Below are 23,420 nucleotides of genomic sequence, written 5' to 3' on the forward strand. Positions count from 1 at the left end.
AACGAGATAGGATAATTATAACGAGATACCAAATGTTTAATTTGACACTCGTGTCATTTATTTAAGAGGAGGAGAGGGATACACTATGTTCTTGGCATGGAAGGAATTGAAACACAACAAGACAAGGTTTGTGATGATTGCAGTCATTTTTGTGCTTATTTCTTGGTTGGTATTTGTTTTATCGGGTTTGGGGAATGGATTATCTACACTGGCGGCTTCGACGTTTAAAACCATGAAGGCCGATTATGTGGTTTTCGAACAAGGGTCGAAAGCGTCAATGAGTAAATCTTTATTGTCTAATGAGTTGACAGCGAAATTAACAGAAATGCCGAATGTTAGTGCTGTTTCTCCAATGGGTACCATCATGGCATCGGCAATCAAAGGAAATGGTGCAGCCAATGAGGATAAAGTAGATATAGCTATTATTGGTATTGATCCGGGAAGCTTTTTAGAGCCGGCGATTATTGAAGGTGTGGGACTGACAGCCGAGAATATGACGAAAGTTATCGTCAATAAGACCATGAAAGATGAGGGATTTAGTCTTGGGGACACCTTCAAGCTGGATGGTTCAACGGAATCATTAACTATTGCGGGTTTTGTCCAGAATCAGACTTACAACCATGTATCTGCAGTTTTCATACCTATTACAGAGTGGCGAAAACTTGCATTTGCAGCACCAGGCTCAGACAAAGGGGTCACGGAACCAGTCAATGCGATCATGCTTCAAGGTAAGGATATTGACCCTAAGGCCATCAATGAAGAATTGGCGGGGACCGAAACGGTTACTCGTGCAGCAGCGGTGCAGGGAATGCCTGGTTACAAAGAAGAGAATGGCACGATCATGATGATGCTTGCGTTCCTGCTTACGATCTCGGCATTCGTACTTGGTGTGTTCTTCTATGTATTTACAATGCAGAAGACGAACCAGTTCGGAATTATGAAGGCTATCGGAGCTAAGAATGGGTTCTTAGGCAAAGCCGTCGTCTCACAGGTATTTGTTTTATCGCTCTCTAGCATTATTGTTGGCGTAATCCTAACTTATGGGACAGCGGCAATCATGCCAAAAGGCATGCCGTTTATGCTTGAAACAAAGCTGGTATTGACGTATTCCATCATTTTACTAGTGATTTCTTTGCTTAGTTCCTTGGTGTCTGTACGCATGATTTCGAAAATTGATCCGCTTAAAGCGCTTGGGAGGGTTGAATAATGACTAAGGGATTGCAAATTACAGGGGCTTCAAAATATTACAATGAAGGAATGAGTCATATTCCAGCACTAGATAACGTATCCATAAATGTGCAAACAGGAGAGTTTGTTGCGGTAGTGGGACCTTCCGGTTCGGGTAAAAGTACCTTCTTATCCGTTGCGGGTGCATTGCTTAAAGCCACTGAAGGAGAAGTTATATTAAGTGGGCAGGATATATCGAAGCTATCAGGCAACCAACTTTCCGACATCCGGTTGCGTGAGATTGGCTTCATCATGCAGGCTTCAAATTTGGTTCCATACCTGAATGTTCTTGATCAGTTGCTTGTAGTGAAGCGGATGTCGGGAAAAGTTACCGCAGCTGATAAAGCTTTTGCCATAAAATTACTTGAAGAATTAGGTCTAGGCGCCAAGCTGAAGAGCTACCCGGAGGAGCTGTCTGGGGGCGAGAAACAGCGTACCGCCATTGCCCGGGCGTTAATTAACGATCCCCATGTCATATTGGCCGACGAGCCTACAGCAAGCCTGGATACCAAACGCGCCCATGAGGTTGTCTCCTTGATTGCCCATGAGGTGAGAACACGCCATAAAGCGGCGATTATGGTGACTCATGATGATCGGATGCTCACCTACTGCGACAAGGTATACCGGATGGAAGACGGTAAATTATCGTTAGCGCCAGCAGGAAGGTTTGTATAGGGACGCAGGAAAATCAAAACATCCGTAGCAGGTGCGACAGGCTCCTGCTACGGATGTTTTATTTTTTAGAGCGCTTCGCCTACTTGGTGAACCCGCAGCAGGTTGGTAGTTCCGGTGCGGCCAGCAGGGACGCCGGCGGTGATTACCACCAGGTCGCCATCTTGCACGTAGCCGGCCGACTTGGCCAGTTCAACGGCGGCTGCTACCGCTGCATCAGTGCTGGAAGAGGACTCGTTGCGGAGCAGCGGCGTTACACCCCAAGTTAAGGACAGGGCATACAGTACGCTCTCCTTGGTGGATACAGCGATGACCGGTGCAGCCGGCTTGTGCTTGGCGATTGTGCGGGCGGTAAAGCCGCTTTCGGTCAAGGCGAGAATGGCCTTGGCAGAGAGCACGAGGGCCGTATGGGCAACGGCTTCGCCGATGGCGCCGGTTACGTCGGTGGAAGCCCCTTCGCCCTCACAGCTGCAGCGGCCGTAGCGTCCCATGGCGGACTCGGCGCGGGCGGCGATGCGGGCCATGGTCTCGACAGACTCCAGCGGGTACTTGCCTGCAGCAGATTCGCCGGACAGCATAACGGAGTCAGTGCCGTCGAAGATGGCGTTGGCGACGTCGCCCGCTTCCGCACGGGTCGGACGCGGGTTCATCTGCATGGACTCCAGCATGTGGGTGGCGGTGATGACGGGTTTACCGGCCAGGTTACACTTCTTGATCATCTCTTTCTGAACCAGCGGCACATCCTCCACCGGCAGGTCTACACCCAGGTCGCCGCGGGCTACCATCAGGCCGTCAGCTACGCTCAGGATGGCGTCAAGGTTCTCCACGCCCTCGTCATTTTCGATCTTGGCGATGACTTGGATATGTCCGGCCTTGTGCTCGCTGAGGATATGTTTGATTTCGAGAATGTCTTCGGCTTTGCGGACGAAGGATTGGGCGATGATGTCGATGTTCTGCTCAATGCCGAACTTGATGTGCCGGACGTCTTTCTCGGTTACACCGGGAAGGCTGGTTTGGACGCCGGGAACGTTAACGCCCTTGCGCTGCTTCAGCTTGCCGCCGTTCTTGATGAGGCAGGTGATCTCGGTGCCTTCGGCATGTACCACCTCCAGACGGACCAGACCGTCATCGATCAGGATGATGCTGCCGGGCTTCACATCTTGGGGCAGCTGCTTGTAGGTGACTTGAATGCGGTCCTTGGTGCCAAGCACTTCCTCGGTGGTCAGAACCACGGTTTCACCCGGTACCAGCTCGGCGTAGTCCGAGGCCATTTTTCCGATGCGGATTTCCGGACCTTTGATGTCGAGCAGGACGGCAACGTATTGGTTCAGCTCTTTGGCTGCTTCCCGGATGCGGCGGATACGCTCCGCGTGCTCGTCCAGCTCTCCGTGGGCGAAGTTCAGGCGGGCAACGTTCATACCGGCTTGGATCAGCTTCCGGAGCATTTCGGGGCTTTCGCTGGAGGGACCGATGGTGCAGACGATTTTAGTTTTGCGCATGACTTTTCTCTCCTTTATATTTAACGTTGAACTCTTGTGAAAACTTTCTCTAACTCATACAATAAAGCATAATGATTTATCAGAAAAATATATATATTTTCGTTATTCATCAATTTTGATGTAGAAGGCAGGTTATCTTATGAATCTTCACGCCCTTAAAATATTCCACACCATCGCTGAAAAAGGCGGAGTCACCCGCGCCGCGGAGGAACTACGGATCAGCCAGCCTGCGGTTACTGCACAAGTACGCAACCTGGAGAAGGAGCTGGGTATCCAATTGTTGGTCTCCAAGGGGCGCGGCATTCTATTGACCGATGCGGGTCAGATGCTGGCCAGCCACGCCAAACGGCTGTTTGCGCTGGAGCGTGAGCTGGATGAAGTGGTCCGGGAATACAAGGCCGGGTTCAGCGGTATCCTGCGGATCGTCGCCACCTATCTGCCAGCCAATCTGCTGCTGCCGGAATGGCTGGCTCTCTTCAAGCAGGAGCATCCTTCCGTGGAGGTGGTCCTGACCACGGCCAACTCCCGGGAAGCGGTGGAGGGACTACTGCAATACGATGCGGAGGTAGCCGTCTACGGAGGCGGCTGGGAGGAGCAACCGGGCATCGAATGGGAGGAGCTTCTGGAAGATGAGCTCTGGTTTATCGTACCTAAAAACCATCCATACGCCGGGAAGGAAATTACATTAGCGGAAATGATGAAGGTTCCTTTCATTCTGCGTGAAGAGGGAAGCTCTACCCGGGAGCGTCTTTTCTCCTTGTGCCGGGCTTTGAACGTAAATCCTCCTAAGGTCGGTCTGCAATTTAACGGGGTGAACGAGATGGTTCGGGCCGTCATGGCGGGCTACGGAGCCATCTTTATCTCCTCCCTGGCTGTAAGGGACAATGTCGAGCGCGGAGAAGTAGACCGTGTGAGGGTCAACGGCGCTTCACTGCTGAATCCGATTGCCGTCTGTACCCGGAAGCAGGAGACGTTGTCGCCGGCAGCGGAAGCATTCCTCTCACTGGTCCGGGAGCAGTCGAAAGGTCGGGCAGGAAATTAACTGTTCCGACGTGTATTTTTGAACGAACTAACACGTTTCTTCAAAAGCTTATTCGATTGTCTATTTTCCGCAAGTAGAATCAAGTAATGCAATTTCTATTACTCTACAATGACTATAGAGTGGTTGAAGCGAGGTGAACAGTCGAATGTACGAGTGGCACAAGCAAATCCAAATCATCGTTAATGAAATTGACGAGTGTATTAAGAATCGTAACAGTGAAGCCATAACGCTACGATTTCTTTCTCGCAAGTTAGGTTATTCCGAATTTCATACTACGAGAAAATTCAAGGAAATATCGGGGATGCAATTTAGGGATTATCTGCGGCATAGAAAATTAGCCTTTGCACTAAAAGAGGTTCGGGATAGTGAAAGAAGCATTTTGGATATTGCATTTGATTATGGTTTTTCATCACATGAAGCATTTACCAGGGCTTTCAAGGGAACATATGGTGTAACTCCAAGTGAATACCGAAAAAAGCCTATGCCTGTCGCCCTTCGTACAAAAATAAACTCTTTCGACCGCTACTTTTTCGGATATGGAGAGATTGGTATGATCAAATCTGCAGATGAGGTTAATATTTATTTTGTAACCATTCCCGCACACCAATTTTTGCACATTAAAAACTATGAGAGTAACGGGTATTGGGATTTTTGGCAAAAGCAAAGTCTTATTCCGGGACAGGACTGCGAAACCATTTGCGGCTTACTCGATAGTATCAAGGGCAAATTGGATGACGATGGTGGCAGTGAATCTAACGGCGGCAGCGGTCAGATTATGGCTTACATTAATGACCCGGCTGGCAGACTCTGCGATTGGGGTATTCCACGTATAGAGTGTTTTGGTGTACGTCTTCCTTTGGATTATAAAGGTGAAGTACCACCTCAAATGCTTTTGACTGATATTCCCGAAGCCGAGTATATTGTTTTTGAACATGGGCCATTCAATTATGAGCAGGAAAATCGTATTGTAGAGGAAAAGATGGAAAAGGCAATGGCAACTTTTGATTTTGCAGACACTGGTTACTGCTTTGATACTTCCCCTGGGAGAATCATTTACGTGTATCACGATCCGGAGCGGTTTTTGAAGTATATCCGACCCGTACGGAAGTCATAATCAATAAAAACCAACTTCCCCATGCGATAGGTGCTTTACTGCATTATGGGCATTCGCCCAAGCGCCCTTTCCGCGAATGCATATGATGATTATGCATACTCATTGAAAGGAGCGATCACATATGGGATTTTTTCCAACACCGGGAACCGGGGGAGGGTTTCCGGGCGGACCTGGTGTGCCGGGAGGTGGATTTCCCGGGACTCCGGGATTTCCAGGAGGTGCACCGGGAGGCGTTCAAGCGCCAACGGCTCCTCCACCGCAATTTGTGCCGCAAATGTCGGCCACCACATTTGCCGTCGATCCCGGCGGGATCAGACGCTGCCTGTTCCGCAACACATACATTTGGCTGAACAACGGCGAGCAATTCTGGTTCTACCCGGTATTCGTCGGGCGAAATTCTATTGCAGGGTTCAGATGGTTCGGTTTCTTCTGGGGATACTTCGGCATCGATTTGAAGCGGATTAGCTCGTTCACGTGCTTCTAAGACAGACAGCGAAAGAGAACAGCCTGCGGACTGTTCTCTTTGTTGTGCAGCGTGCCCAGAGGCACGCATTATCTGGTTGGTGAAAGTCCAACCAAGGGAGGGGCCAAGCTACGCCTTACCTTTAATTTCCAAAAGATGAGGTTTCAGCGTATTTTCATGATGTACTTCATCTTAATTCTTCCACAAAATAACAAAGTTTCCTATTGGGAAAATATATCACAACTAATCTATCAGATTCATAATTGAACTCTTGCCACAAGTAAACTTGATAAAAATTTGGCATTTTATCTTTAGGAACATCTAAGCGCTGCAATATATTCTCAACATATTTTTTTATCTCTCTTTCATTATCATGAAGAGTATCCCCGGAATATTTATTAATAGTCTTTTTTCCGCTTGTTGACTCTAATATTGAGGAAAGGTGTTTTTCTTTAGATTTAAAAATAGTATAGCGTAACCCTTCCCCGTGAAATCCACCTTGATTTGTATATTGATCAAGTTCCTTGAATTCGGAAGGTAATTTTAATTGCCAATTTCTCTCATATTGTTTTTTGTGCGAGAAATAGTTTTTTGCTTCGTTCAATAGATATGCCGGAAATAAAATGGAAACGATAACAACAATAACCACCAAAACATTTATGACTCTCATTTCCATCCTCCAGAGGCCTTTTCTAAATTCGTCTATCATCTTCTATTATTTTCTATTAATTGAAAAATATTAACACACGAAAAATAATAAAACAACATTGTTTCGTCGCTATATTTGACTGTTGAAGATCAAGTGATTGTATTGTTATCTAAAGTGGCGTTACAGGTGGACACTGCTCTCCTACAATCCTCTTGATACCTGCCTCATAGAAAGGGTACATATCATCAAGCTCCATAATATGGGTTTGAATGGGCACACCATACATTAAAGCGAACAATTGACATACAAATTCATTATATTGAGAAGGATGAATCGTTTTAATCTCCGAAAGATGGTACATAAAAACCTGCTGCAGGCTCAGCGGCGCTACCTTTTGGTCAAAGGCCTCCTTATTAAACAGATAATACTCGTAAGGTGAAGGTTCGATAGCGGGTGGTTTTTCTGAAAGCTTACTATAATATTGAATGAGCGATATCATGATTTTTTTGCCGGGAACCGTGTCATCACAAATCGATTGAAATACTTTATACAGTCCTGTTTCACCCTGATACCTTTTGCGGTGGATATCAAAACTTCTATCATAAAGCCACTTACATATAAAGTAATCTAAAACCTGTTCCTTGTAGCTAAAGTTTTTAAAAAAAGTTACTTTAGTCGTATTTATGTTAGAACACAGTTCTTCAAGGGTTAAATCATTAATACTTTTCGTTTGCAGCAGACGAAGCATCTCTTCCAGGATAGATACCCTCAAAAGAGCTGCTTTTTTTTCCCTAATCCCGAAATTCTCCATCTATTTGCTCCTTCCTGGTTCTGCTTCTAATCCAGGCTACACCGTTTACTAGTAAGATCGCGAGAATCACAATATAAAATATTGAAGTTGACATGCTTTTGATGATTGTAAAGGTACTTGCAGTATATACGAGGTTTACTGGAACTGCCGCTTTGTACGAAAGCATCATGAATATCACGAGGTTTTCCAGGTAATCAAATAACATAGCGGCCAAGGGAAGAGATAATGCGGCTTTTGAAAAAGAAGAATATACAGGTAATGCTGAGGTAGGCTTCACCTTACGATGTAGACGTAACAGCAAAATGAAAGTAGATAATCCGGTTAGGCAATTTAGGACAGGAAACAAAATATCGAGGGGTAACTGCACATGAAGATACAGTTTGTAGCCTTTTTCCGATAACTGAGATAGAAACTTATGCGCATATTCATAAGTATACCCCAAAGGATTCATATCAAAGATCAAGAGACCACCAGCCTCATGGCTTATGCGTGGAATAGAATAACTCTGCATGATGATAAAAATAGATTGAGACATAAATAGAAACAGCAGCCACAGCTTAATCGTTACAGTTTCAAGACTTTTAGCCAGCTTGTGTATCATGAAAGACCTCCCCGAAATTAAATTTACCGTAGTAAATAAATTAACTGAAGTCAATTATAATATATGGGGGTTTCGACTCTAAGTCAACAGTGTTTTTTGTTATTTGCTTCATCAATGCCCATCGTTGCAGGAATAACTTTGCTTTGTATTTTGGGACTTTCGAAGCTTCTTAATAAGATTAGTAAATACGGGAGACGTTAGCTGAGATATAAGCCAATTGGTGGATACATATCTCGGGGATATGCGGAAAACGTAACGAAACTCCAGCAGACTCCCAGCTTTGACTTTACTTTCTGCAATGGATTTTTTTGATCACTACAAATCTCAGGTTATCCCCCGGTCATGGCGGAACTGCTTGGGTGTCATCCCGGTATATTTCTTGAACACTTTGGTGAAATAGCTCTGGTCGTTGAAATGAAGCCGGGTTGCGATATCCGAGAGGGTGATGCCCGGCAGCTCCATCAGACGTTTGGCTTCCCCGATCCGTTCCTGCTGAATGTAATCACTGACGGCCAGGCCTGTTTCCTTCTTGAACAGCTGGGACAGGTAGCTGGCATTCAGCCCGGTCACCCCGGCAAGCTTGCTCAAGCTGAGTTCCTCGTATAAATGGTTGAAAATATAATTCTGGCACAGCGCAGAGGTGCGGGACAGCTTGGACCTGTGGTTGTCTTTCACATGATCGGCGAAGTCGCACAGGGCGGCTAGCAAGGCCCGGTCCACCGCCGGAATATCCTTCAGTTCTTCAATGTGTTGAATATGAAAATCGCTCAGCGTGTAGGCAATCTCCCAGAACAGTCCTCCGTCCATGGCCGCGCGTGTCGCCAGGGTAATAGAGGTGATGGCGAGATTCTTTTTGCTGCGCAGCTGGCTTTTCTTGGAGAGCAATCCATACTGATCCTCGTTAAAACCCGCATGCGTCTGCAGCAGCCCTTCCTTGTCTCCATTCCGGATGTGTCTGAACAGCTCACGCTCTTGGCTAGGGTCATGGTGCAGCCAGGTATTCTCCCGGCGGTAGGACAGATCCAGATCAGGTGCCCCGCCCTCTAGCTGCGCAGGTTGGAGCTTCAGTGAATCCAGCAGCAGTTCGTTGATGGTTAGGGCTTGGCCGGTTACCAGTGTATACAGCAGGATGGCCGCATGATACAACCGCATCCGGTCCAGTACGGGAAGCAAGTCGTAATATTGCAACCAGACCTCCAGCTGTCCCGACGAAATATTATGGTCTCGCAGGAGGCTTGCCGCGGTTTCTTCGTTCATGGACGTATACAGTGAAGGGCCGATCACGAGGGTTCCAGCCAGCTTAAGTTCACCAGATAATGGGAGTACAACGAAATTCTCCAGGTATGCCGTTGTGCAGATTTGCGGCAAAGCAGCATTCCTTGCATCACTCCCGCTGTTCGCTGCATCTAGCACATGCTCCCGAACTTCTGCCAGCAGCCCCTGGCTGTCTTGAGCGGGAGGCCGGGCTTGGTAAAACTGGGGTAGTGCCTGCTCCGTTTCGCCCTCTGTATTCAGCCAAATGACCGGTATCCGGTAAGCCTCGTACAGCAACCTGCAGATATAAGGAATACGTTCACCGTCCTCTAGATGATCAAGCATATTCTCTCACCTCACACCTAATGAAAATACCAATAATACAATGATTTTGCCATAAATCTGCCGGGAAGTATATTAGAATGGAGACAAGAAAGCACTTTCAAGGAGGTATATGATGACTACTGACATAAAGCACCTCATTTCGCAAATGACGCTTGAAGAGAAGGCTGGACTCTGCTCGGGGCTGGATTTCTGGCATACCAAAGGCATTGAGCGGCTGGGTATCCCTTCTGTAATGGTGACCGATGGACCGCATGGACTACGTAAGCAGGCAGAAAGCGCCGACCATCTGGGTCTTCATAACAGTGTGCCTGCTACCTGTTTTCCTTCAGCGGCTGGACTCGCTTCTTCCTGGAACCGTGAGCTGATCCGCCGGGTGGGTGAAGCACTGGGCAGAGAATGCCAGGCTGAGGATGTGGCCGTTCTGCTGGGACCGGGAGCAAATATCAAGCGTTCACCGCTGAATGGACGGAATTTCGAGTATTTCTCGGAAGACCCCTACTTATCATCGGAGATGGCTGCCAATCATATTCAGGGTGTGCAGAGCCAGGGTGTGGGTACATCGCTGAAGCATTTTGCCGCCAATAACCAGGAGCACCGCCGAATGTCTACCGATGCTGTCATTGATGAGCGGACGCTGCGGGAGATTTATCTGGCGAGCTTCGAAGGGGCCGTGAAGCAAAGCCAGCCCTGGAGCGTCATGTGCTCCTACAACCGGGTGAATGGTGAATACGCTTCGGAGAGCGAAACGCTGCTGACCCGGATTCTGCGGGACGAATGGGGCTTCGAAGGCTTCGTAGTGTCCGACTGGGGAGCGGTGAACGAACGGGTGAAGGCGCTGCAGGCGGGACTTGAGCTGGAAATGCCTTCAAGCGGCGGAATCGGCGACGCCAAGATCGTTGCCGCCGTGAACAGCGGAGAGCTGTCCATGGAGACGCTGGACCTTGCGGTGGAGCGGCTGCTGAGCTTTATTTTCAGACGGACAGAGTGCCGTATTGAAAACGCTTCGTTCAATCCGGAGGAGCACCACCAGCTTGCCCGTGAAGTGGCCAGGGAGAGCATGGTGCTGCTGAAGAATGAAGACAGCCTGCTCCCGCTTGCCCAAGAAGGCAAGATTGCCATCATTGGTGAATTCGCCAAGAAGCCGCGTTATCAGGGCGGCGGAAGCTCGCATGTGAATCCGACGAAGCTGGATGATGCTTTTGCGGAACTGCAGGCGGTAGCGGGAGCCTCCACAAGCTTCCTGTACGCACAGGGCTATGAGCTGGGCAGTGATGAGATTAATGAGGAGCTTTTGCGTGAGGCGTGTGAGGCGGCACTTCAGTCGGAAGTCGCTGTGTTGTTCCTTGGACTCCCGGACAGATATGAGTCGGAGGGCTATGACCGCAGCCATCTGTCACTGCCCGCAAGCCATATTGCGCTGATTGAAGCGGTGGCTGAGGTGCAGAAGAATTTGATTGTCGTTCTTAGTAACGGATCTCCGGTAGAAATGCCGTGGCTAGGCAAGACAAAGGCGGTTCTGGAAGGCTACCTGGGCGGACAGGCCTTTGGGGGTGCGGTTGCTGATCTGCTCTTCGGCGCTGTAAGTCCAAGCGGTAAGCTGGCGGAGACATTCCCGGTGAAGCTGAGCGATAACCCGTCATTCCTGAATTTTCCCGGTGAAGGGGACAAGGTGGAGTATAAGGAAGGCTTGTTCGTCGGCTACCGCTATTATGATAAAAAAGAGCTGGAGCCGCTGTTCCCGTTTGGTTTCGGCCTGAGCTACACCGAATTCGAATACAGTGATCTGGTGCTGGATAAAACCGGCATTAGCGATACGGAAACCGTGCAGGTCAGCGTAACCATAAAGAATACCGGCAGCCGGGCCGGACAGGAGATTGTGCAGCTCTATGTAAGTGACATAGAGAGCAACTTCATCCGGCCGCTGCAGGAGCTGAAGGGCTTCCAGAAGGTGGCGCTACAGCCCGGGGAAGCGCGCGAGGTTTCTTTTACACTGAATAAACGCGCCTTTGCCTATTACAATGTAGGGCTTAGTGATTGGCATGTGGAGAGCGGAACCTTCCGGATTGGGGTCGGAGCCTCTTCCCGCGATATCCGCCTAAACGCTACGCTTGAAGTGGCTTCCACGACTGAAATCGCAGTAAGCTTCCACCGGAATACTACAGTCGGTGATCTCCTGGACAATCCGCTTACAGCAGAGACCGCGAAGAAATTCAGCAGTATTTTCGGGCTCGAAAGTGCGATGGAGGATAATCCGGAAATGTTCCTGGCGATGATGAAATATATGCCGCTGAGGGCCATGATCGGCTTCGGTCAGGGGAAATATACCGAAGCGGATCTGGCTCAGGATCTAAGTGAGCTGAATGCTCTAGTGGCAGCGAAATAACAGCCGCAGAAGCTTGTTATCCCTTTCAGGTTTTTCGTGTGGATTGAAAAAGGCAGCAGCCCTTTACCGGGGTTTTGCTGCCTTTTGAGTTAGTTGTGGACAGAAACTTCAGATTGCGGCCGTTTCACAATAAACGGATTTAAAATAGTCCAATCCCGGATCACCAGATTGTCCATTTCTTCCGTAGCGAAGACAAGTTATAATGAAAGCGCAATCATAAATGTCTGAATTCATATGTTCAAATGGGGTATAGACGATGACGAATATACAGCTAAAATGGTTCTCCAGCACAGAAAATGCGCCCTGGACCGAACGCGGGGCAGCCGAGGCTGAAGTCTCTGGAACGGAGGAGGCTGCACCGGCAAATCTAACCGTTACCGATGACACCTATCAAACGCTGGAAGGCTTCGGCGGCTGCTTCAATGAACTCGGTTATGCTGTACTGTGCCATCTGCCGGATGACGAGAGAGCCAGAGTGATGCGTAACTTGTTCCATCCTGAGGGAGAGCAGCGCTTCAGTATCTGCAGGCTGCCTATCGGAGCCAGCGATTATGCGCTGGATTGGTACAGCTTGAATGAAACGGATGGCGATTACGCCATGGAGCATTTCTCGATTGAACGTGACAGACAACTGCTGATTCCCTATATCAAGGAAGCCCTCGCGCTGAACCCGGAGCTGAAGTTATTCGCTTCCCCCTGGAGTCCGCCGACCTGGATGAAATTTCCTAAAGCCTACAATTACGGCACGCTCCGCTGGGAGCCGGAGATCCTTGCCGCTTACGCCCTCTACTTCGTGAAGTTTGTGGAAGCCTACAGACAAGAGGGGATTACCATACATCAGGTGCATGTGCAGAATGAAGTGGTTGCCGACCAGAAGTTCCCGTCCTGTGTATGGACCGGCGAGCAGCTCAAAATTTTTATCCGCGATTATCTCGGACCGGCTTTCGAGGAGCATGGGCTAGATACGGAAATATGGCTCGGCACGATCAATGCCCCGGAGCCGTGGGATGAATGGCTGAAGAAGAAATCCAGTGATTTTGATGCTTTTGCAGGTGTGGTGCTTGGTGATCCGGAAGCTTATAAATACGTCAAGGGTGTTGGTTATCAATGGGCAGGCAAGCATGCGATTCAGCGTACGGTGCAGAGCTACCCGGAGCTTCGCTATATGCAGACGGAAAATGAATGCGGCGATGGCGAGAACACCTGGTTTTACGCCAAATATATATTTGGCCTGTACCAGCACTATTTTATGAACGGCGTAAACGCCTATATCTATTGGAATATGGCGCTTGCTCCGAAAGGGCGCAGCACCTGGGGCTGGGAGCAGAACTCCATGCTGACCATTGATCCTGCCTCAAGGCAGACCATCCACAATCCGGAGTACTATGTGATGAAGCATTTCTCCCGCTTTGCCGCGCCGGGTTCGGTAAGGGCTGGGCTGAAGGGGCCGTGGAGCGGACATGCCGTCGCATTCCGCACGCCCGAGGGCAAACTGACGCTGGTTATTGCCAACCCCTATATGGAGGCGCGGATGCTGCATCTGCAAAGTGGGTCATCGCTGATTTCCTTCAAGCTGGAGGCGGAATCTTTTCATACCCTTGTGATGGGTTGATTAGATCATAGCTATATTCTAAGGAACTAACGTCCGGAACATGCGGGGCGTTAGTTTTTTGCTACAAGGACGGCGAGCCGTTTCCATCTTGGTAGAATTCCATTCTTGGGATAAACTACAGCAAGTAAGGCAAGGAGGCTGGAGGACGTTATGTTTGCCAAATGGATGATGAAGTTATCGGAGCCATTCCGGCGGAGTATCCGCAACAAGCTTATTCTGACGATGATTCTGCTGGCCGTGGTGCCCATCGTCGCCATCACGGCTCTGGCTGCAGAGAACAGCCGCCGCTCGATGGAAGCTGAAGTGATCAGTACGAATCTCTCCAATATGAAATGGACCGGAGTCTATCTCGGCGATCAGTTCGCCCAGCTGAATAATCTGATCTATACGGTGCTGATCAGTCCGCATTTGAGCGATTATCTGGCGAATGCCGAGGAAGCGAGCCTCTCCAGCCAGTTCACAGCGCAGCGGAATATTACCGATACTTTGACCAATCTGTTCTACTCCGCAGGGAATCACGTGGTCGGCGTAGAGCTATATTTGAAGGAATACAACAAGCTGTACACGATCAATGCCTCACAGAGTGACATTGAATCCCCTGCTGCCATTCCGGCACCATATAAGCTGCTGTTTGATCAGGACAAGGATTTCATGATCACCACGGACAGCACAGACGGGGCCAAGTTTCAGCTGATCCGCAGCATTAACCGCTTTGAGAATCAAGAGAAGCTGGGCGGGATTTCTCTGCAGATCCGCTGGGGAGTGCTTGATCAGACGCTGAATCTGCTGGGGCGCGGTAACGACCATACGGTTTTTATTGCCGGAGTGGACGGCAAGGTACTCTACCAGCCCTGGGGCAACGCTCCGGCAGCAGCAACCCTGGACCGGATCGCTCGAACGGGTGAGAGCCAGGGGTATTTTCGCGGCGACGATGAGTATGTGTTCTACAACACCATCGACCCGGTGGGTCTTAAGCTGGTCACTGTGATCCCTAACAGCTTCATTAACCAGAGCGCGCTGGCGACCATGAACTTTGGTCTGATCATTGGTGCCGTGTCTGTTGTGGTGGCCATTCTGCTCGCAGTCAGTCTGGCCTGGCGGCTGGCTACCCCGATTGTCAGCCTGGCCCGCTCGATTCAGGGCTTTGGCATGATGAAGGAACGCGAGATGCGGCACACCACCCGTGTGGATGAGATCGGCCTGCTGGAGACGAAGCTGGATCAAATGTCGCTCCGCATCCGGGAGCATATCCGCACAGAGTACATGATCAGCCTGGAGAAAAAAAGTGCCGAGCTCAAAGCGCTGCAGGCGCAGATCAACCCGCACTTTCTGCAGAACACCCTGCAGATGATCGGCAGCATGCTGTTCAAGAACAGTCCGGCTGAAAGCTACGGAGTGATCAAATCACTAAGCGATATGTTCCGTTATATCATCCGCGAGCCGGACGATCTGGCCCCGCTGCGGGCGGAGCTGAATCATCTGAACAACTACATGCAGATCCAGCAGCAGCGGTTCGCCGCCCGGCTGAGCTATAGTCTTGAGGTGGATGAAGGGGCACTGGGGAGCTTCATTCCGAAGCTGAGCCTGCAGCCGATTGTGGAAAATGCCTTTTTCCATGGCCTGGAGCGGCAGGAGGGTCCTTGGGAGCTGGAGGTCAAGGTGGTCAGTGCGGGACTGGATACGGTCATTATGATCCGTGACAATGGCGTAGGAATCGGGCCGGATCGGCTTGCTGAACTGCAGAGCAGGCTTACCCGGCGCAGCGGGGATTTATGGACACATGGAGAGCGGATTGGGCTGCGCAATGTTGCTTCGCGGATTCAGATGCATTTTGGCGACAGCTACGGTATCTCCGTTGAGAGCAGGGAAGGCCAGGGGACCACCGTGACCGTGAGAATTCCCCTATAAAAAATAAACTATAAAAATTGAGTTTGTGAATTCCCAATAATTCGGGAAGAAGTGGCGGAAGAGAAGTTTGGAACTGTAGGAGCGGTAGCGACCGCCTAAAAGCTTTCCGCAGGAAAGCTCGCTTCGGAAGCCTAGGCTATGTTTGGATTTCTACCGCAGCCAAGCGGTTCAAATCAGGAAATCCAAACATAACAGCGGCCGGAAGTCCAAACATTCTCTGGAGCCACGGTCGAGCCCGAAATTTTGATTTCCCGTGCTCAATTTATAACCGAAAGGAATGAACCGACGATGTATAAAGTGCTGCTGGTGGATGATGAGAGCTGGAACCGGGACATCGTGCGGACGTTCGGCTCCTGGGTGGAGCTTGACATGGAAATTGCCGGAGAAGCGGAGGACGGACGGGAAGCACTGCGCCTGATCGGAGAGCTGGCGCCGCATATTGTCATTACTGATATGCGCATGCCAGGTGCCGATGGTGTGATGTTGATGAATGCTGTAAATGAGCGGTTTCCTGAGGTCAAGATGATTGTGGTCAGCGGCTATGATGATTTCAAATATGCGCAGAATGCCATCCGGTACGGGGCGGTGGATTATTTACTGAAGCCGATTGATCCGAAGGAGCTGAACGCTGTGCTGGGCAAGTGCCGGAAGGAGCTGGAGGCGGCTTCACAAGGGCAAAGTGCATACGCGCTGGACATTGATGTGTCCATATGGCTTGCTTCCTGCAAGCAGCTTATGCGGGTGCATTTCAATGAATTGAATGCTGAAGGCGTAAGTTCCGTTCTGGAAGGGATGGGAAAAGAACTGGAGCTTGGCGGCACTCATATGCCCGGTACGCTCCGCCAGGCTGGGAGTGAAATGCTGCTGCTCTTGAAGGAGCTCATGAGGGGCAACGGGCTTGCAGACGATGCTCTGAAAGCGGAGATTCCACATGCGGCTCTGACTTCGGCAGGGAGCATCACAGCTTATCTGAAGGAGCACTATGAGGCAAGTCTCGAGCAGCTGATCGGTCAACGCAAGTTCAAAAACAAGCTGAACCTCGAAGAGGTGAGGCAGTATATTGACGGGCATTTTGCCGAGGCGGTAACGCTGGAGGGGCTGGCGAGAGCTTTTTTTGTCAGCAAGGAATATTTGAGCAAGGTGTTCAAGCTGGAATATGGCTGCAACGTCACGGATTACATACTCGGGCTGCGGATGGACAAAGCCAGGGAGTGGCTGGCCGATGAGAATATTCCAATCAAGACCGTAGCCGAGCTGGCGGGATATGAGGATGTGGGGTATTTCTACAGGGTGTTTAAGAAGCATTTTGGCGTGGCACCGGGAGAAATGCGCAAACAGAAGGCCGGTTTAAAAATGTCCAATCCAGAAGGGTAATTCCGTCCAATTAAACGCTTTCATAAACAGGATACAATGAAAGCGTAAACAAAACACAGACATTGGGAGGTCTTACAGCATGACAAAGACGAGCAAAGGGTTACTCTGCACGATCCTCGCCGCTACACTTCTTGCAGGCTGCGGTAATAACAACAGCGGTAATTCAGGCACTGCATCTGGAGATACAACAAGCACCGGCAGTGTTGCCAAAAGCGTCACCCTAAAGATGTTCATCGCCCAGCCGCGCTTCAAGGAGCAATACGATAACTATATCGCCGAGTTTGTGAAGAAAGAAAAAGCGGACAAAAACATCGACGTCTCCGTACAGCTGGAAATGCCTACGGCTGACAACGCTTCCCAGATTCTTAAAACACGGCTCGCTTCGAATGATGCGCCGGATATTTTCGCCATTCATGCTGTCAACGAAATCCCGTCCTATTATAAAGCTGGATATTTGGAGGATCTGAGCAGCCAACCGTTTGTCGGCAAGCTGCTGGATAGTGTGAAGCCTTCGGTCACCACTACGGACGGCAAGGTTGTAGCATTGCCTTTGGAAACCTTGTCCTGGGGCTATCTGTACAATAAAAAAATCTTCAGTGAGCAGGGACTGACTCCACCAACGACGCTGACAGAGATGAAGACGGTCGTCGAGAAGCTGAAGGCTCAAAAAATAACACCATTTGTACTCTCGTACAAAGAGTCCTGGATTCCGCAGCTGGTGCTGCCGCTGGCTGTAGGCGGGATGATGAAAACCGAAGATCCTGAATTTGTGAACAAGATGAACAAGGATGAAGGTTCCTTCACTGAAATGAAATCGGCGATCTTCGATGTGTTCGATCTGATCAATGCAAACGGCACGGAAAAAGCCACTGAGGTTGGTGGCGATGACGGCGCAGCCGCCTTCGCTGCAGGCAAGGGAGCGATGTGGCTGATGGGTCCATGGTATGCGGAAACGATTCTCAAATCCAATCCGGATCTGGACTTTGGGGTAGCGCCGCTGCCAATCAACGATGATGCTAATGCGACTCTAATCAATCTGAGCGCCTCGACATCACTGGCCGTATCGCCAACCAGCAAGAACAAAGATGTAGCACTCGATTTCCTGAACTATGTGCTGGACGATCAAGCATCCAACGCCTTCTTCCAATCGCTTAAGTTCAATCCGGTATCCACGGTTCACACCTATGAGAGCTATCCTTGGATCACTGAAGCTACTACCTATGTCAAAGCAGGCAAGTCTGTTCAAGACCCGGCTATTCCGCAATCGGTCAAAGATGAGGTAGGCAAAGGGCTGCAGGCGTACTACGCCGGACAAATGTCGCAGGATGATGTCCTGAAGGCACTTGATAAAGCATGGAAATCCTTCAACAAAGTCAATAAATAAGCTGCGGCGGATATTCAGGGATGGAAGAGCGGGAGAACCCATTTTTCTCCATCCCTGTTTGCTGCTGCCCACATAGAGGGAGAGGGGCGGTTACTGTGCCGATTAAGAAATACAAGAATGTTCTTTCACTGCTAGCTTTCGTCGCACCAGCATTGATAATCTACTCATTATTTCTGCTGATTCCCACGGTTGGCGGAATGTACTACAGCTTCACGGACTGGAATGGGCTTAATCCCAACTATTCTTTTATCGGACTCGGCAATTTTATTGAGGCGCTGCGTGAAGATCCTGATTTCGTGAATGCTCTGCTGTTTACGATGAAATATGTGCTGTTCATGATCGTTCTGCAAAATGTATTCGCACTTGTGCTGGCGGTGTTCATTGAGACGAAAACCCGTACTAAAGGCTTTTTCCGCACCATTTTCTTCATGCCCAATATGATCAGTACGATTATCAGCGCCTTCATGTGGACCTTTGTGTTCTCCCAGGTGCTGCCGCAAATTGCCGAAAAAACGGCCATGTCCTTCCTGGACCAGCTGTGGATCGGCGATCCCAAGGTATCCTTTTATTCGATCATAATCGTATCGCTGTGGAATGGTGTCGGCTATATGATGATTATATATCTGGCCGCCCTGCAGGGTGTGCCCCAAAGCCTTAAGGAAGCGGCTGTAATTGACGGCGCTAGCCCATTCCAGACCTTCCGAAAAGTGACACTCCCCATGATTACGCATGCGGTGACCATTTGCTTCTTCCTGACACTGAACGGGGCGTTCAAGGTTTACGAAGTGGTCTATGGATTGACCGGCGGGGGACCGGGACGCAGTACGCAGGTCATCACGATGAATATTTTTGAAGAGGCGTTCTCCAACAACTTCCGCTACGGCTATGCCAGCGCCAAATCAGTCATTCTGTTCGTAATTATCCTGATTTTCACCTTCATCCAGATTGGTGTCATGAAACGAAAAGAGGTGGAAGCATGAGACTCAGAAAAGGAGCTTCCCTGCTCATTACTCTGTTTCTTTCGATCGGAGCGCTCATTTCCTTTTTCCCGATCTATCTGGCCATTATCAATTCCGTAAAAACACAGGGCGAGATGTTCTCTTCCTTCCTGGCCTTGCCGACCAAGCTGCATTTCGAGAATTACAGCCAGGCCTTTGATAAAATCAACCTCCTGCACAGCACGCTGAACTCGGTCATTGTATCCGTAATCGGTATTGGCGGCATTATCTTCTGTGCAGCCCTGGCCGGCTACAAGCTGTCACGGACCTCCGGAAGGCTTAGCGCAGCCATCTTCTCCCTGTTCATAGCTTCGATGCTGGTGCCGTTTCATTCGATCATGATTCCGTTGACCCGGATGGCGAAAGCCCTTCATGTCAGCGGCAGCACCTACGGATTGGCCCTGATCTATATTGGCCTCGGGGTAAACATGGCGATTTTCCTGTATCATGGTTTTGTGAAGTCCATTCCCCGGGAGCTGGAGGAAGCGGCACGCATTGACGGCTGCGGTGAATTTCAGACCTTTTTCCGGATTATCTTCCCGCTGCTGCTGCCGATTACGGTGACCATCGCGATTCTCGACTTCCTGTGGATCTGGAATGACTTCCTGCTGCCACTGCTTATGCTTACGGATTCCAACAAATACACATTGATTCTGTCGACGAATACGTTGTTTGGGGAATACAACAAGGAGTGGTCACTCATTCTGGCTGCGCTGGTGCTGACCGCCCTTCCGGTGATTGTCATCTACGGCTTCTTCCAGAAGTTCATTATGCAGGGCATTGCTGAGGGCGCAATTAAGGGTTGAGGATATAAGGTGAACATTAAAAGTTCATAATAGGGTCTGGTCGTACTGCGGGGACTGTTTGGACTTTCGGCCGCTGTTATGTTTCGATTTCCTGAGTGTAACCGCGGATTGCGGTAGAAATCGAAACATAAAGGCGGACGCTACGCTCCTACAGTTCCAAACGTCCCCTCCGTACTTTTACCCTTTTTATGTCTATAAAGTTCAACTTATAATGGGAGTGAGAAGTACAAGGACAAGGATAAAGACAAAGACAAAAGATTCCACAAGGGAGGTAAAAGCAACGATGAATCAACTTCGTTATGGCGTTGCCTACTACGATGAATATATGCCTCACGAGAGGCTGGATGAGGATATCGCCATGATGAAGGCGGCGGGCATCAATACGGTCCGCATTGCCGAATCCACCTGGAGTACGCATGAGCCGCAGAATGGCGTATTCGACTTTACCTCCGTTGACCGGGTGCTGGATGCGATGCATGCTGCGGGGATTGCCGTCATCGTTGGAACTCCGACGTATGCCGTTCCCACCTGGCTGGTCAAGGAGCATCCGGATGTCCTGGCTGAAACGCCAAAAGGACCCGGAAAGTACGGCGCGCGGCAGATTATGGACATTACCAATCCCACCTACCTGTTCCATGCTGAGCGGATCATCCGCAAGCTGATCAGCCGGGTCTGCAAGCATCCGGCGGTGATCGGCTACCAGACGGACAACGAGACAAAGCATTACGATACGGCCGGAGAGAATGTGCAGCTTCTGTTCGTCAAATATATGCGGGAGCGCTTCGGAACACTGGAGGAGATTAACCACCGCTTCGGGCTGGATTACTGGAGCAACCGGATCAACAGCTGGGAGGACTTCCCCTCGGTAGTGGGCACCATTAACGGCAGCCTGGGGGCGGAGTTCGCCCGCTTCCAGCGCGGACTGGTGACGGAGTTTCTCGCTTGGCAGGTGGCACTGGTGAACGAGTATAAGCAGCCAGGGCAGTTTGTCACACAGAATTTTGATTTTGAATGGCGGGGTTATTCCTATGGTGTTCAGTCTTCAGTAGACCACTTTGCTGCAGCAGAAGCCTTCGATATTGCCGGAGTAGATATTTACCATCCTTCGCAGCACGAGCTGACCGGAACGGAAATCGCCTTCGGCGGCGATATGACCCGTTCGCTGAAGCGCAGCAACTACCTGGTGCTGGAGACGCAGGCGCAGGCTTTTCCCCACTGGACACCTTATCCGGGTCAACTGCGGCTGCAGGCCTTCAGCCATCTGGCATCAGGTGCGAATATGGTCGCTTACTGGCATTGGCATTCCATTCATAACTCGTTCGAGACGTATTGGAAGGGGCTGCTGAGTCATGATTTCAAGCCGAACCCGGTATATAACGAGGCGATCACGATTGGACGGGATTTTGCACGTTTGAGCGGATCGCTATATGGTCTGCATAAGCAGAACAAGGTGGCGGTAATGGTCAGCAACGAAGCCCTGACAGCAATGGAGTGGTTCAAGCTGCCGGACGGCAAGACTTACAATGATGTCGTGCGCTGGCTGTATGACGGGCTCTACCGGATGAATATCGAATGTGACTTCATTCAGCCGGATTATCCGGGGCTGTCCGAGTACAGTCTGATCATCGTTCCGGCATTGTATGCTGTCCCGGATGAGGCTCTTGAACGCCTGAATGAATACGTGCGCGGCGGTGGTCATGTCGTATATTCTTTCAAAAGCGGGTTCGCAGACGAAGTCATCCAGGTGCGTACAACCGTTCAGCCGGGAATCATTAGCGAGGCCTGCGGCATCAGCTACAGCATGTTCGTCACACCACATGAGGTACGGCTGAAGAGTGAAGATGCGGTGATTCGTAGCGAGGACAACCTTGTGGAAACGTGGATGGAGCTGATCACACCGACGACAGCGGAGGTGCTGCTGCGGTACGATCATCCGCACTACGGCGAATATGCCGCAGTTACCCGGAACCGTTATGGACAGGGAAGTGCAATGTATATCGGCTGCATGACAAGCAGAGAGATGGCAGACAGCCTTTTGAAGGCTGCAGTGCAAGAGGCTGGGTTATGGGGAGCTGACCAGGAGCTTGCTTTTCCTCTGATCGTCAGAACAGGCATCAATCCGCAAAACCAGACGGTGCGTTATTACTTTAATTATTCTGACTCTCCGCAGTCTCTGGTATATCCGCATGGCCCTGCTGAAGAACTGCTGTCGGGCCGGAAAGTTGCGCCTAAGGAGGAACTGGAACTCTCTCCTTGGGGATTTCTGATTCTGCTGACTTAGAATATTTGATTTCTCCTCCGGAATTTGCTAACATACGCTGTAATATAATAATTCTTTTAGTTTTCTAGGGTTCCGCAGCGCATCTCGGCTGGCTGGTCCGAGGGAAGACGCACGGACCTATGATCCGTGTCAACACGGAGGGATAAAAGCCCGGGAGGTATCGTCCAGTTGGATGATGGCCTTCCGGGCTTATTTATTTTTACACAGGAGGAGATTCACTTATGAAGAGTAATAGGGCATGGTTGAGTATTGCAGGTGCGGCCTGTCTGGAGGTAGTGTGGGTCATCGGCCTGAAGCATGCTTCCGCTCCCTGGGAGTGGCTGGTTACGGGAATGGCGCTTTTGGTCAGCTTCTTTACTCTTATCGCGGCCAGCAGCAAGCTGCCTGCAGGAACGGTATATGCTGTATTTGTCGGACTTGGCACGGCGGGAACGGTCCTTATGGATATGATCTGGTTCGGGGAACCCTTCAAGCTGCTCAAGCTGGTGCTTATACTGGTGCTGTTGGCAGGGGTTATTGGCCTGAAGCTTGTTACCGGGGACTCCCGTACGAAGGAGGTGTCATAACATGGATTGGCTGATGCTTATTGCTGCAGGCTGCTGCGAGATGCTTGGGGTGGCTATGCTGGGCAAGCTGCAAAGGGACCGTGACTTCCTGACGTTGTTCTTGTTTGTACTGGGCTTTGGCGGCAGTCTGCTGCTGCTGTCTCAGGCGATGAACACCCTGCCGATGGGCACGGCTTATGCGGTATGGACAGGGATTGGTGCTTCCGGGGGAGCGGTACTGGGGATGGTGTTCTACGGGGAAGGGCGCGGGTTACGGCGGATTATTTGTATTGTAATGATTCTTGGAGCGGCCGCCGGTCTCAAACTCATCGGGTGATTGGGAGAAAGTAATGAAATGGACACCTGTGCGATGTTTCGATTGGGATAACATGGTAAGTATATATAGTAGGTATATTTACGTAATCCAATCAAACGGTTAAGGGAGACTTTCA

General features: G+C 50.1%; 20 protein-coding genes and 1 riboswitch. Of the genes, 15 read left to right on the plus strand and 5 right to left on the minus strand.

The features are described 5' to 3' along the window. Positions 1 to 85 precede the first annotated feature (85 nt). Both ACTJKB_RS23425 and ACTJKB_RS23430 read left to right on the plus strand, forming a co-directional pair. On the plus strand, positions 86 to 1,207 hold the full coding sequence (locus ACTJKB_RS23425) for an ABC transporter permease (RefSeq protein WP_440836765.1): 1,122 nt from the start codon (positions 86 to 88) through the stop codon (positions 1,205 to 1,207). Then, entirely contained in the window at positions 1,207 to 1,902 is a 696-nt protein-coding gene (locus tag ACTJKB_RS23430) for an ABC transporter ATP-binding protein (RefSeq protein ID WP_440836766.1), read from the plus strand. The genes ACTJKB_RS23425 and ACTJKB_RS23430 overlap by 1 nt, the downstream gene beginning before the upstream one ends. 65 nt (positions 1,903 to 1,967) lie before the next feature. On the opposite strand, the gene pyk is transcribed toward ACTJKB_RS23430, so the two are convergent. Then, positions 1,968 to 3,398, minus strand: a complete 1,431-nt coding sequence (pyk, locus tag ACTJKB_RS23435) for a pyruvate kinase (protein WP_440836767.1) — start codon at positions 3,396 to 3,398, stop codon at positions 1,968 to 1,970. A 139-nt stretch (positions 3,399 to 3,537) separates the two neighbouring features. Between pyk and ACTJKB_RS23440 the strand changes: the two genes are divergently transcribed. The 3 genes from ACTJKB_RS23440 to ACTJKB_RS23450 all read left to right on the plus strand — a co-directional run bounded on the left by ACTJKB_RS23440 (position 3,538) and on the right by ACTJKB_RS23450 (position 6,038). Beyond that, a complete protein-coding gene (locus ACTJKB_RS23440) occupies positions 3,538 to 4,440 on the plus strand; it encodes a LysR family transcriptional regulator (protein WP_440836768.1) in 903 nt (300 codons plus the stop codon). A gap of 145 nt (positions 4,441 to 4,585) precedes the next feature. After that, positions 4,586 to 5,554 (plus strand): helix-turn-helix transcriptional regulator, encoded by a 969-nt coding sequence (locus ACTJKB_RS23445; RefSeq protein ID WP_440836769.1) that lies wholly within the window; start codon positions 4,586 to 4,588, stop codon positions 5,552 to 5,554. A gap of 121 nt (positions 5,555 to 5,675) precedes the next feature. Beyond that, the gene (locus tag ACTJKB_RS23450; RefSeq protein WP_440836770.1) at positions 5,676 to 6,038 is read left to right on the plus strand and encodes a collagen-like protein; all 363 of its coding nucleotides are present in this window, start codon (positions 5,676 to 5,678) and stop codon (positions 6,036 to 6,038) included. A gap of 166 nt (positions 6,039 to 6,204) precedes the next feature. Here ACTJKB_RS23450 and ACTJKB_RS23455 read toward each other — a convergent pair whose 3' ends face one another. From ACTJKB_RS23455 to ACTJKB_RS23470, 4 genes are all read right to left on the minus strand, one after another. Next, positions 6,205 to 6,687 carry a hypothetical protein gene (locus ACTJKB_RS23455; RefSeq protein WP_440836771.1) on the minus strand — a complete coding sequence of 161 codons (483 nt, stop codon included), beginning with the start codon at positions 6,685 to 6,687 and terminating at the stop codon, positions 6,205 to 6,207. Between the two features lie 148 nt (positions 6,688 to 6,835). Then, a complete protein-coding gene (locus ACTJKB_RS23460) occupies positions 6,836 to 7,477 on the minus strand; it encodes a TetR/AcrR family transcriptional regulator (RefSeq protein ID WP_440836772.1) in 642 nt (213 codons plus the stop codon). Continuing rightward, entirely contained in the window at positions 7,458 to 8,078 is a 621-nt protein-coding gene (locus ACTJKB_RS23465; RefSeq protein ID WP_440836773.1) for a hypothetical protein, read from the minus strand. The genes ACTJKB_RS23460 and ACTJKB_RS23465 overlap by 20 nt, the downstream gene beginning before the upstream one ends. A gap of 324 nt (positions 8,079 to 8,402) precedes the next feature. Continuing rightward, positions 8,403 to 9,677 (minus strand): helix-turn-helix transcriptional regulator, encoded by a 1,275-nt coding sequence (locus tag ACTJKB_RS23470; protein ID WP_440836774.1) that lies wholly within the window; start codon positions 9,675 to 9,677, stop codon positions 8,403 to 8,405. 112 nt (positions 9,678 to 9,789) lie between these two features. On the opposite strand from ACTJKB_RS23470, the gene ACTJKB_RS23475 reads away from it, so the two are divergent. From ACTJKB_RS23475 to ACTJKB_RS23520, 10 genes are all read left to right on the plus strand, one after another. Continuing rightward, a complete protein-coding gene (locus ACTJKB_RS23475; protein WP_440836775.1) occupies positions 9,790 to 12,060 on the plus strand; it encodes a glycoside hydrolase family 3 C-terminal domain-containing protein in 2,271 nt (756 codons plus the stop codon). 256 nt (positions 12,061 to 12,316) lie between these two features. Beyond that, complete coding sequence (locus tag ACTJKB_RS23480) at positions 12,317 to 13,672, plus strand: glycoside hydrolase family 30 protein (protein WP_440836776.1); 1,356 nt, start codon at positions 12,317 to 12,319, stop codon at positions 13,670 to 13,672. 150 nt (positions 13,673 to 13,822) lie between these two features. Continuing rightward, positions 13,823 to 15,580 (plus strand): sensor histidine kinase, encoded by a 1,758-nt coding sequence (locus tag ACTJKB_RS23485; RefSeq protein ID WP_440836777.1) that lies wholly within the window; start codon positions 13,823 to 13,825, stop codon positions 15,578 to 15,580. Between the two features lie 288 nt (positions 15,581 to 15,868). Further along, positions 15,869 to 16,954, plus strand: a complete 1,086-nt coding sequence (locus ACTJKB_RS23490; protein ID WP_440836778.1) for a response regulator transcription factor — start codon at positions 15,869 to 15,871, stop codon at positions 16,952 to 16,954. A 79-nt stretch (positions 16,955 to 17,033) separates the two neighbouring features. Continuing rightward, positions 17,034 to 18,338: an ABC transporter substrate-binding protein gene (locus tag ACTJKB_RS23495; RefSeq protein WP_440836779.1), complete on the plus strand. Its 1,305-nt coding sequence runs from the start codon at positions 17,034 to 17,036 to the stop codon at positions 18,336 to 18,338. A gap of 95 nt (positions 18,339 to 18,433) precedes the next feature. Continuing rightward, complete coding sequence (locus ACTJKB_RS23500; RefSeq protein WP_440836780.1) at positions 18,434 to 19,318, plus strand: carbohydrate ABC transporter permease; 885 nt, start codon at positions 18,434 to 18,436, stop codon at positions 19,316 to 19,318. Further along, positions 19,315 to 20,142: a carbohydrate ABC transporter permease gene (locus ACTJKB_RS23505; RefSeq protein ID WP_074113541.1), complete on the plus strand. Its 828-nt coding sequence runs from the start codon at positions 19,315 to 19,317 to the stop codon at positions 20,140 to 20,142. Before ACTJKB_RS23500 ends, ACTJKB_RS23505 begins: the two co-directional genes overlap by 4 nt. A 283-nt stretch (positions 20,143 to 20,425) precedes the next feature. Next, positions 20,426 to 22,423: a beta-galactosidase gene (locus tag ACTJKB_RS23510; RefSeq protein WP_440836781.1), complete on the plus strand. Its 1,998-nt coding sequence runs from the start codon at positions 20,426 to 20,428 to the stop codon at positions 22,421 to 22,423. Positions 22,424 to 22,476: 53 nt separating this feature from the next. Beyond that, positions 22,477 to 22,582, plus strand: a riboswitch (guanidine-I (ykkC/yxkD leader). 62 nt (positions 22,583 to 22,644) lie between these two features. Then, positions 22,645 to 22,989: a DMT family transporter gene (locus tag ACTJKB_RS23515; protein WP_440836782.1), complete on the plus strand. Its 345-nt coding sequence runs from the start codon at positions 22,645 to 22,647 to the stop codon at positions 22,987 to 22,989. A gap of 1 nt (position 22,990) precedes the next feature. Further along, the gene (locus ACTJKB_RS23520; RefSeq protein ID WP_440836783.1) at positions 22,991 to 23,305 is read left to right on the plus strand and encodes a DMT family transporter; all 315 of its coding nucleotides are present in this window, start codon (positions 22,991 to 22,993) and stop codon (positions 23,303 to 23,305) included. The last annotated feature ends 115 nt before the right edge of the window (positions 23,306 to 23,420 follow it).

The sequence above is a fragment of the Paenibacillus sp. 22594 genome (genome assembly GCF_052044425.1).
GTDB lineage: Bacteria > Bacillota > Bacilli > Paenibacillales > Paenibacillaceae > Paenibacillus_AQ.

Coding starts and splice junctions, on each gene's coding strand:
- ACTJKB_RS23425 (WP_440836765.1), top strand. CDS start 86: ATGTTCTTGGCATGGAAGGAATTGAAACACAACAAGACAAGGTTTGTG.
- ACTJKB_RS23430 (WP_440836766.1), top strand. CDS start 1,207: ATGACTAAGGGATTGCAAATTACAGGGGCTTCAAAATATTACAATGAA.
- pyk (WP_440836767.1), bottom strand. CDS start 3,398: ATGCGCAAAACTAAAATCGTCTGCACCATCGGTCCCTCCAGCGAAAGC.
- ACTJKB_RS23440 (WP_440836768.1), top strand. CDS start 3,538: ATGAATCTTCACGCCCTTAAAATATTCCACACCATCGCTGAAAAAGGC.
- ACTJKB_RS23445 (WP_440836769.1), top strand. CDS start 4,586: ATGTACGAGTGGCACAAGCAAATCCAAATCATCGTTAATGAAATTGAC.
- ACTJKB_RS23450 (WP_440836770.1), top strand. CDS start 5,676: ATGGGATTTTTTCCAACACCGGGAACCGGGGGAGGGTTTCCGGGCGGA.
- ACTJKB_RS23455 (WP_440836771.1), bottom strand. CDS start 6,687: ATGAGAGTCATAAATGTTTTGGTGGTTATTGTTGTTATCGTTTCCATT.
- ACTJKB_RS23460 (WP_440836772.1), bottom strand. CDS start 7,477: ATGGAGAATTTCGGGATTAGGGAAAAAAAAGCAGCTCTTTTGAGGGTA.
- ACTJKB_RS23465 (WP_440836773.1), bottom strand. CDS start 8,078: ATGATACACAAGCTGGCTAAAAGTCTTGAAACTGTAACGATTAAGCTG.
- ACTJKB_RS23470 (WP_440836774.1), bottom strand. CDS start 9,677: ATGCTTGATCATCTAGAGGACGGTGAACGTATTCCTTATATCTGCAGG.
- ACTJKB_RS23475 (WP_440836775.1), top strand. CDS start 9,790: ATGACTACTGACATAAAGCACCTCATTTCGCAAATGACGCTTGAAGAG.
- ACTJKB_RS23480 (WP_440836776.1), top strand. CDS start 12,317: ATGACGAATATACAGCTAAAATGGTTCTCCAGCACAGAAAATGCGCCC.
- ACTJKB_RS23485 (WP_440836777.1), top strand. CDS start 13,823: ATGTTTGCCAAATGGATGATGAAGTTATCGGAGCCATTCCGGCGGAGT.
- ACTJKB_RS23490 (WP_440836778.1), top strand. CDS start 15,869: ATGTATAAAGTGCTGCTGGTGGATGATGAGAGCTGGAACCGGGACATC.
- ACTJKB_RS23495 (WP_440836779.1), top strand. CDS start 17,034: ATGACAAAGACGAGCAAAGGGTTACTCTGCACGATCCTCGCCGCTACA.
- ACTJKB_RS23505 (WP_074113541.1), top strand. CDS start 19,315: ATGAGACTCAGAAAAGGAGCTTCCCTGCTCATTACTCTGTTTCTTTCG.
- ACTJKB_RS23510 (WP_440836781.1), top strand. CDS start 20,426: ATGAATCAACTTCGTTATGGCGTTGCCTACTACGATGAATATATGCCT.
- ACTJKB_RS23515 (WP_440836782.1), top strand. CDS start 22,645: ATGAAGAGTAATAGGGCATGGTTGAGTATTGCAGGTGCGGCCTGTCTG.
- ACTJKB_RS23520 (WP_440836783.1), top strand. CDS start 22,991: ATGGATTGGCTGATGCTTATTGCTGCAGGCTGCTGCGAGATGCTTGGG.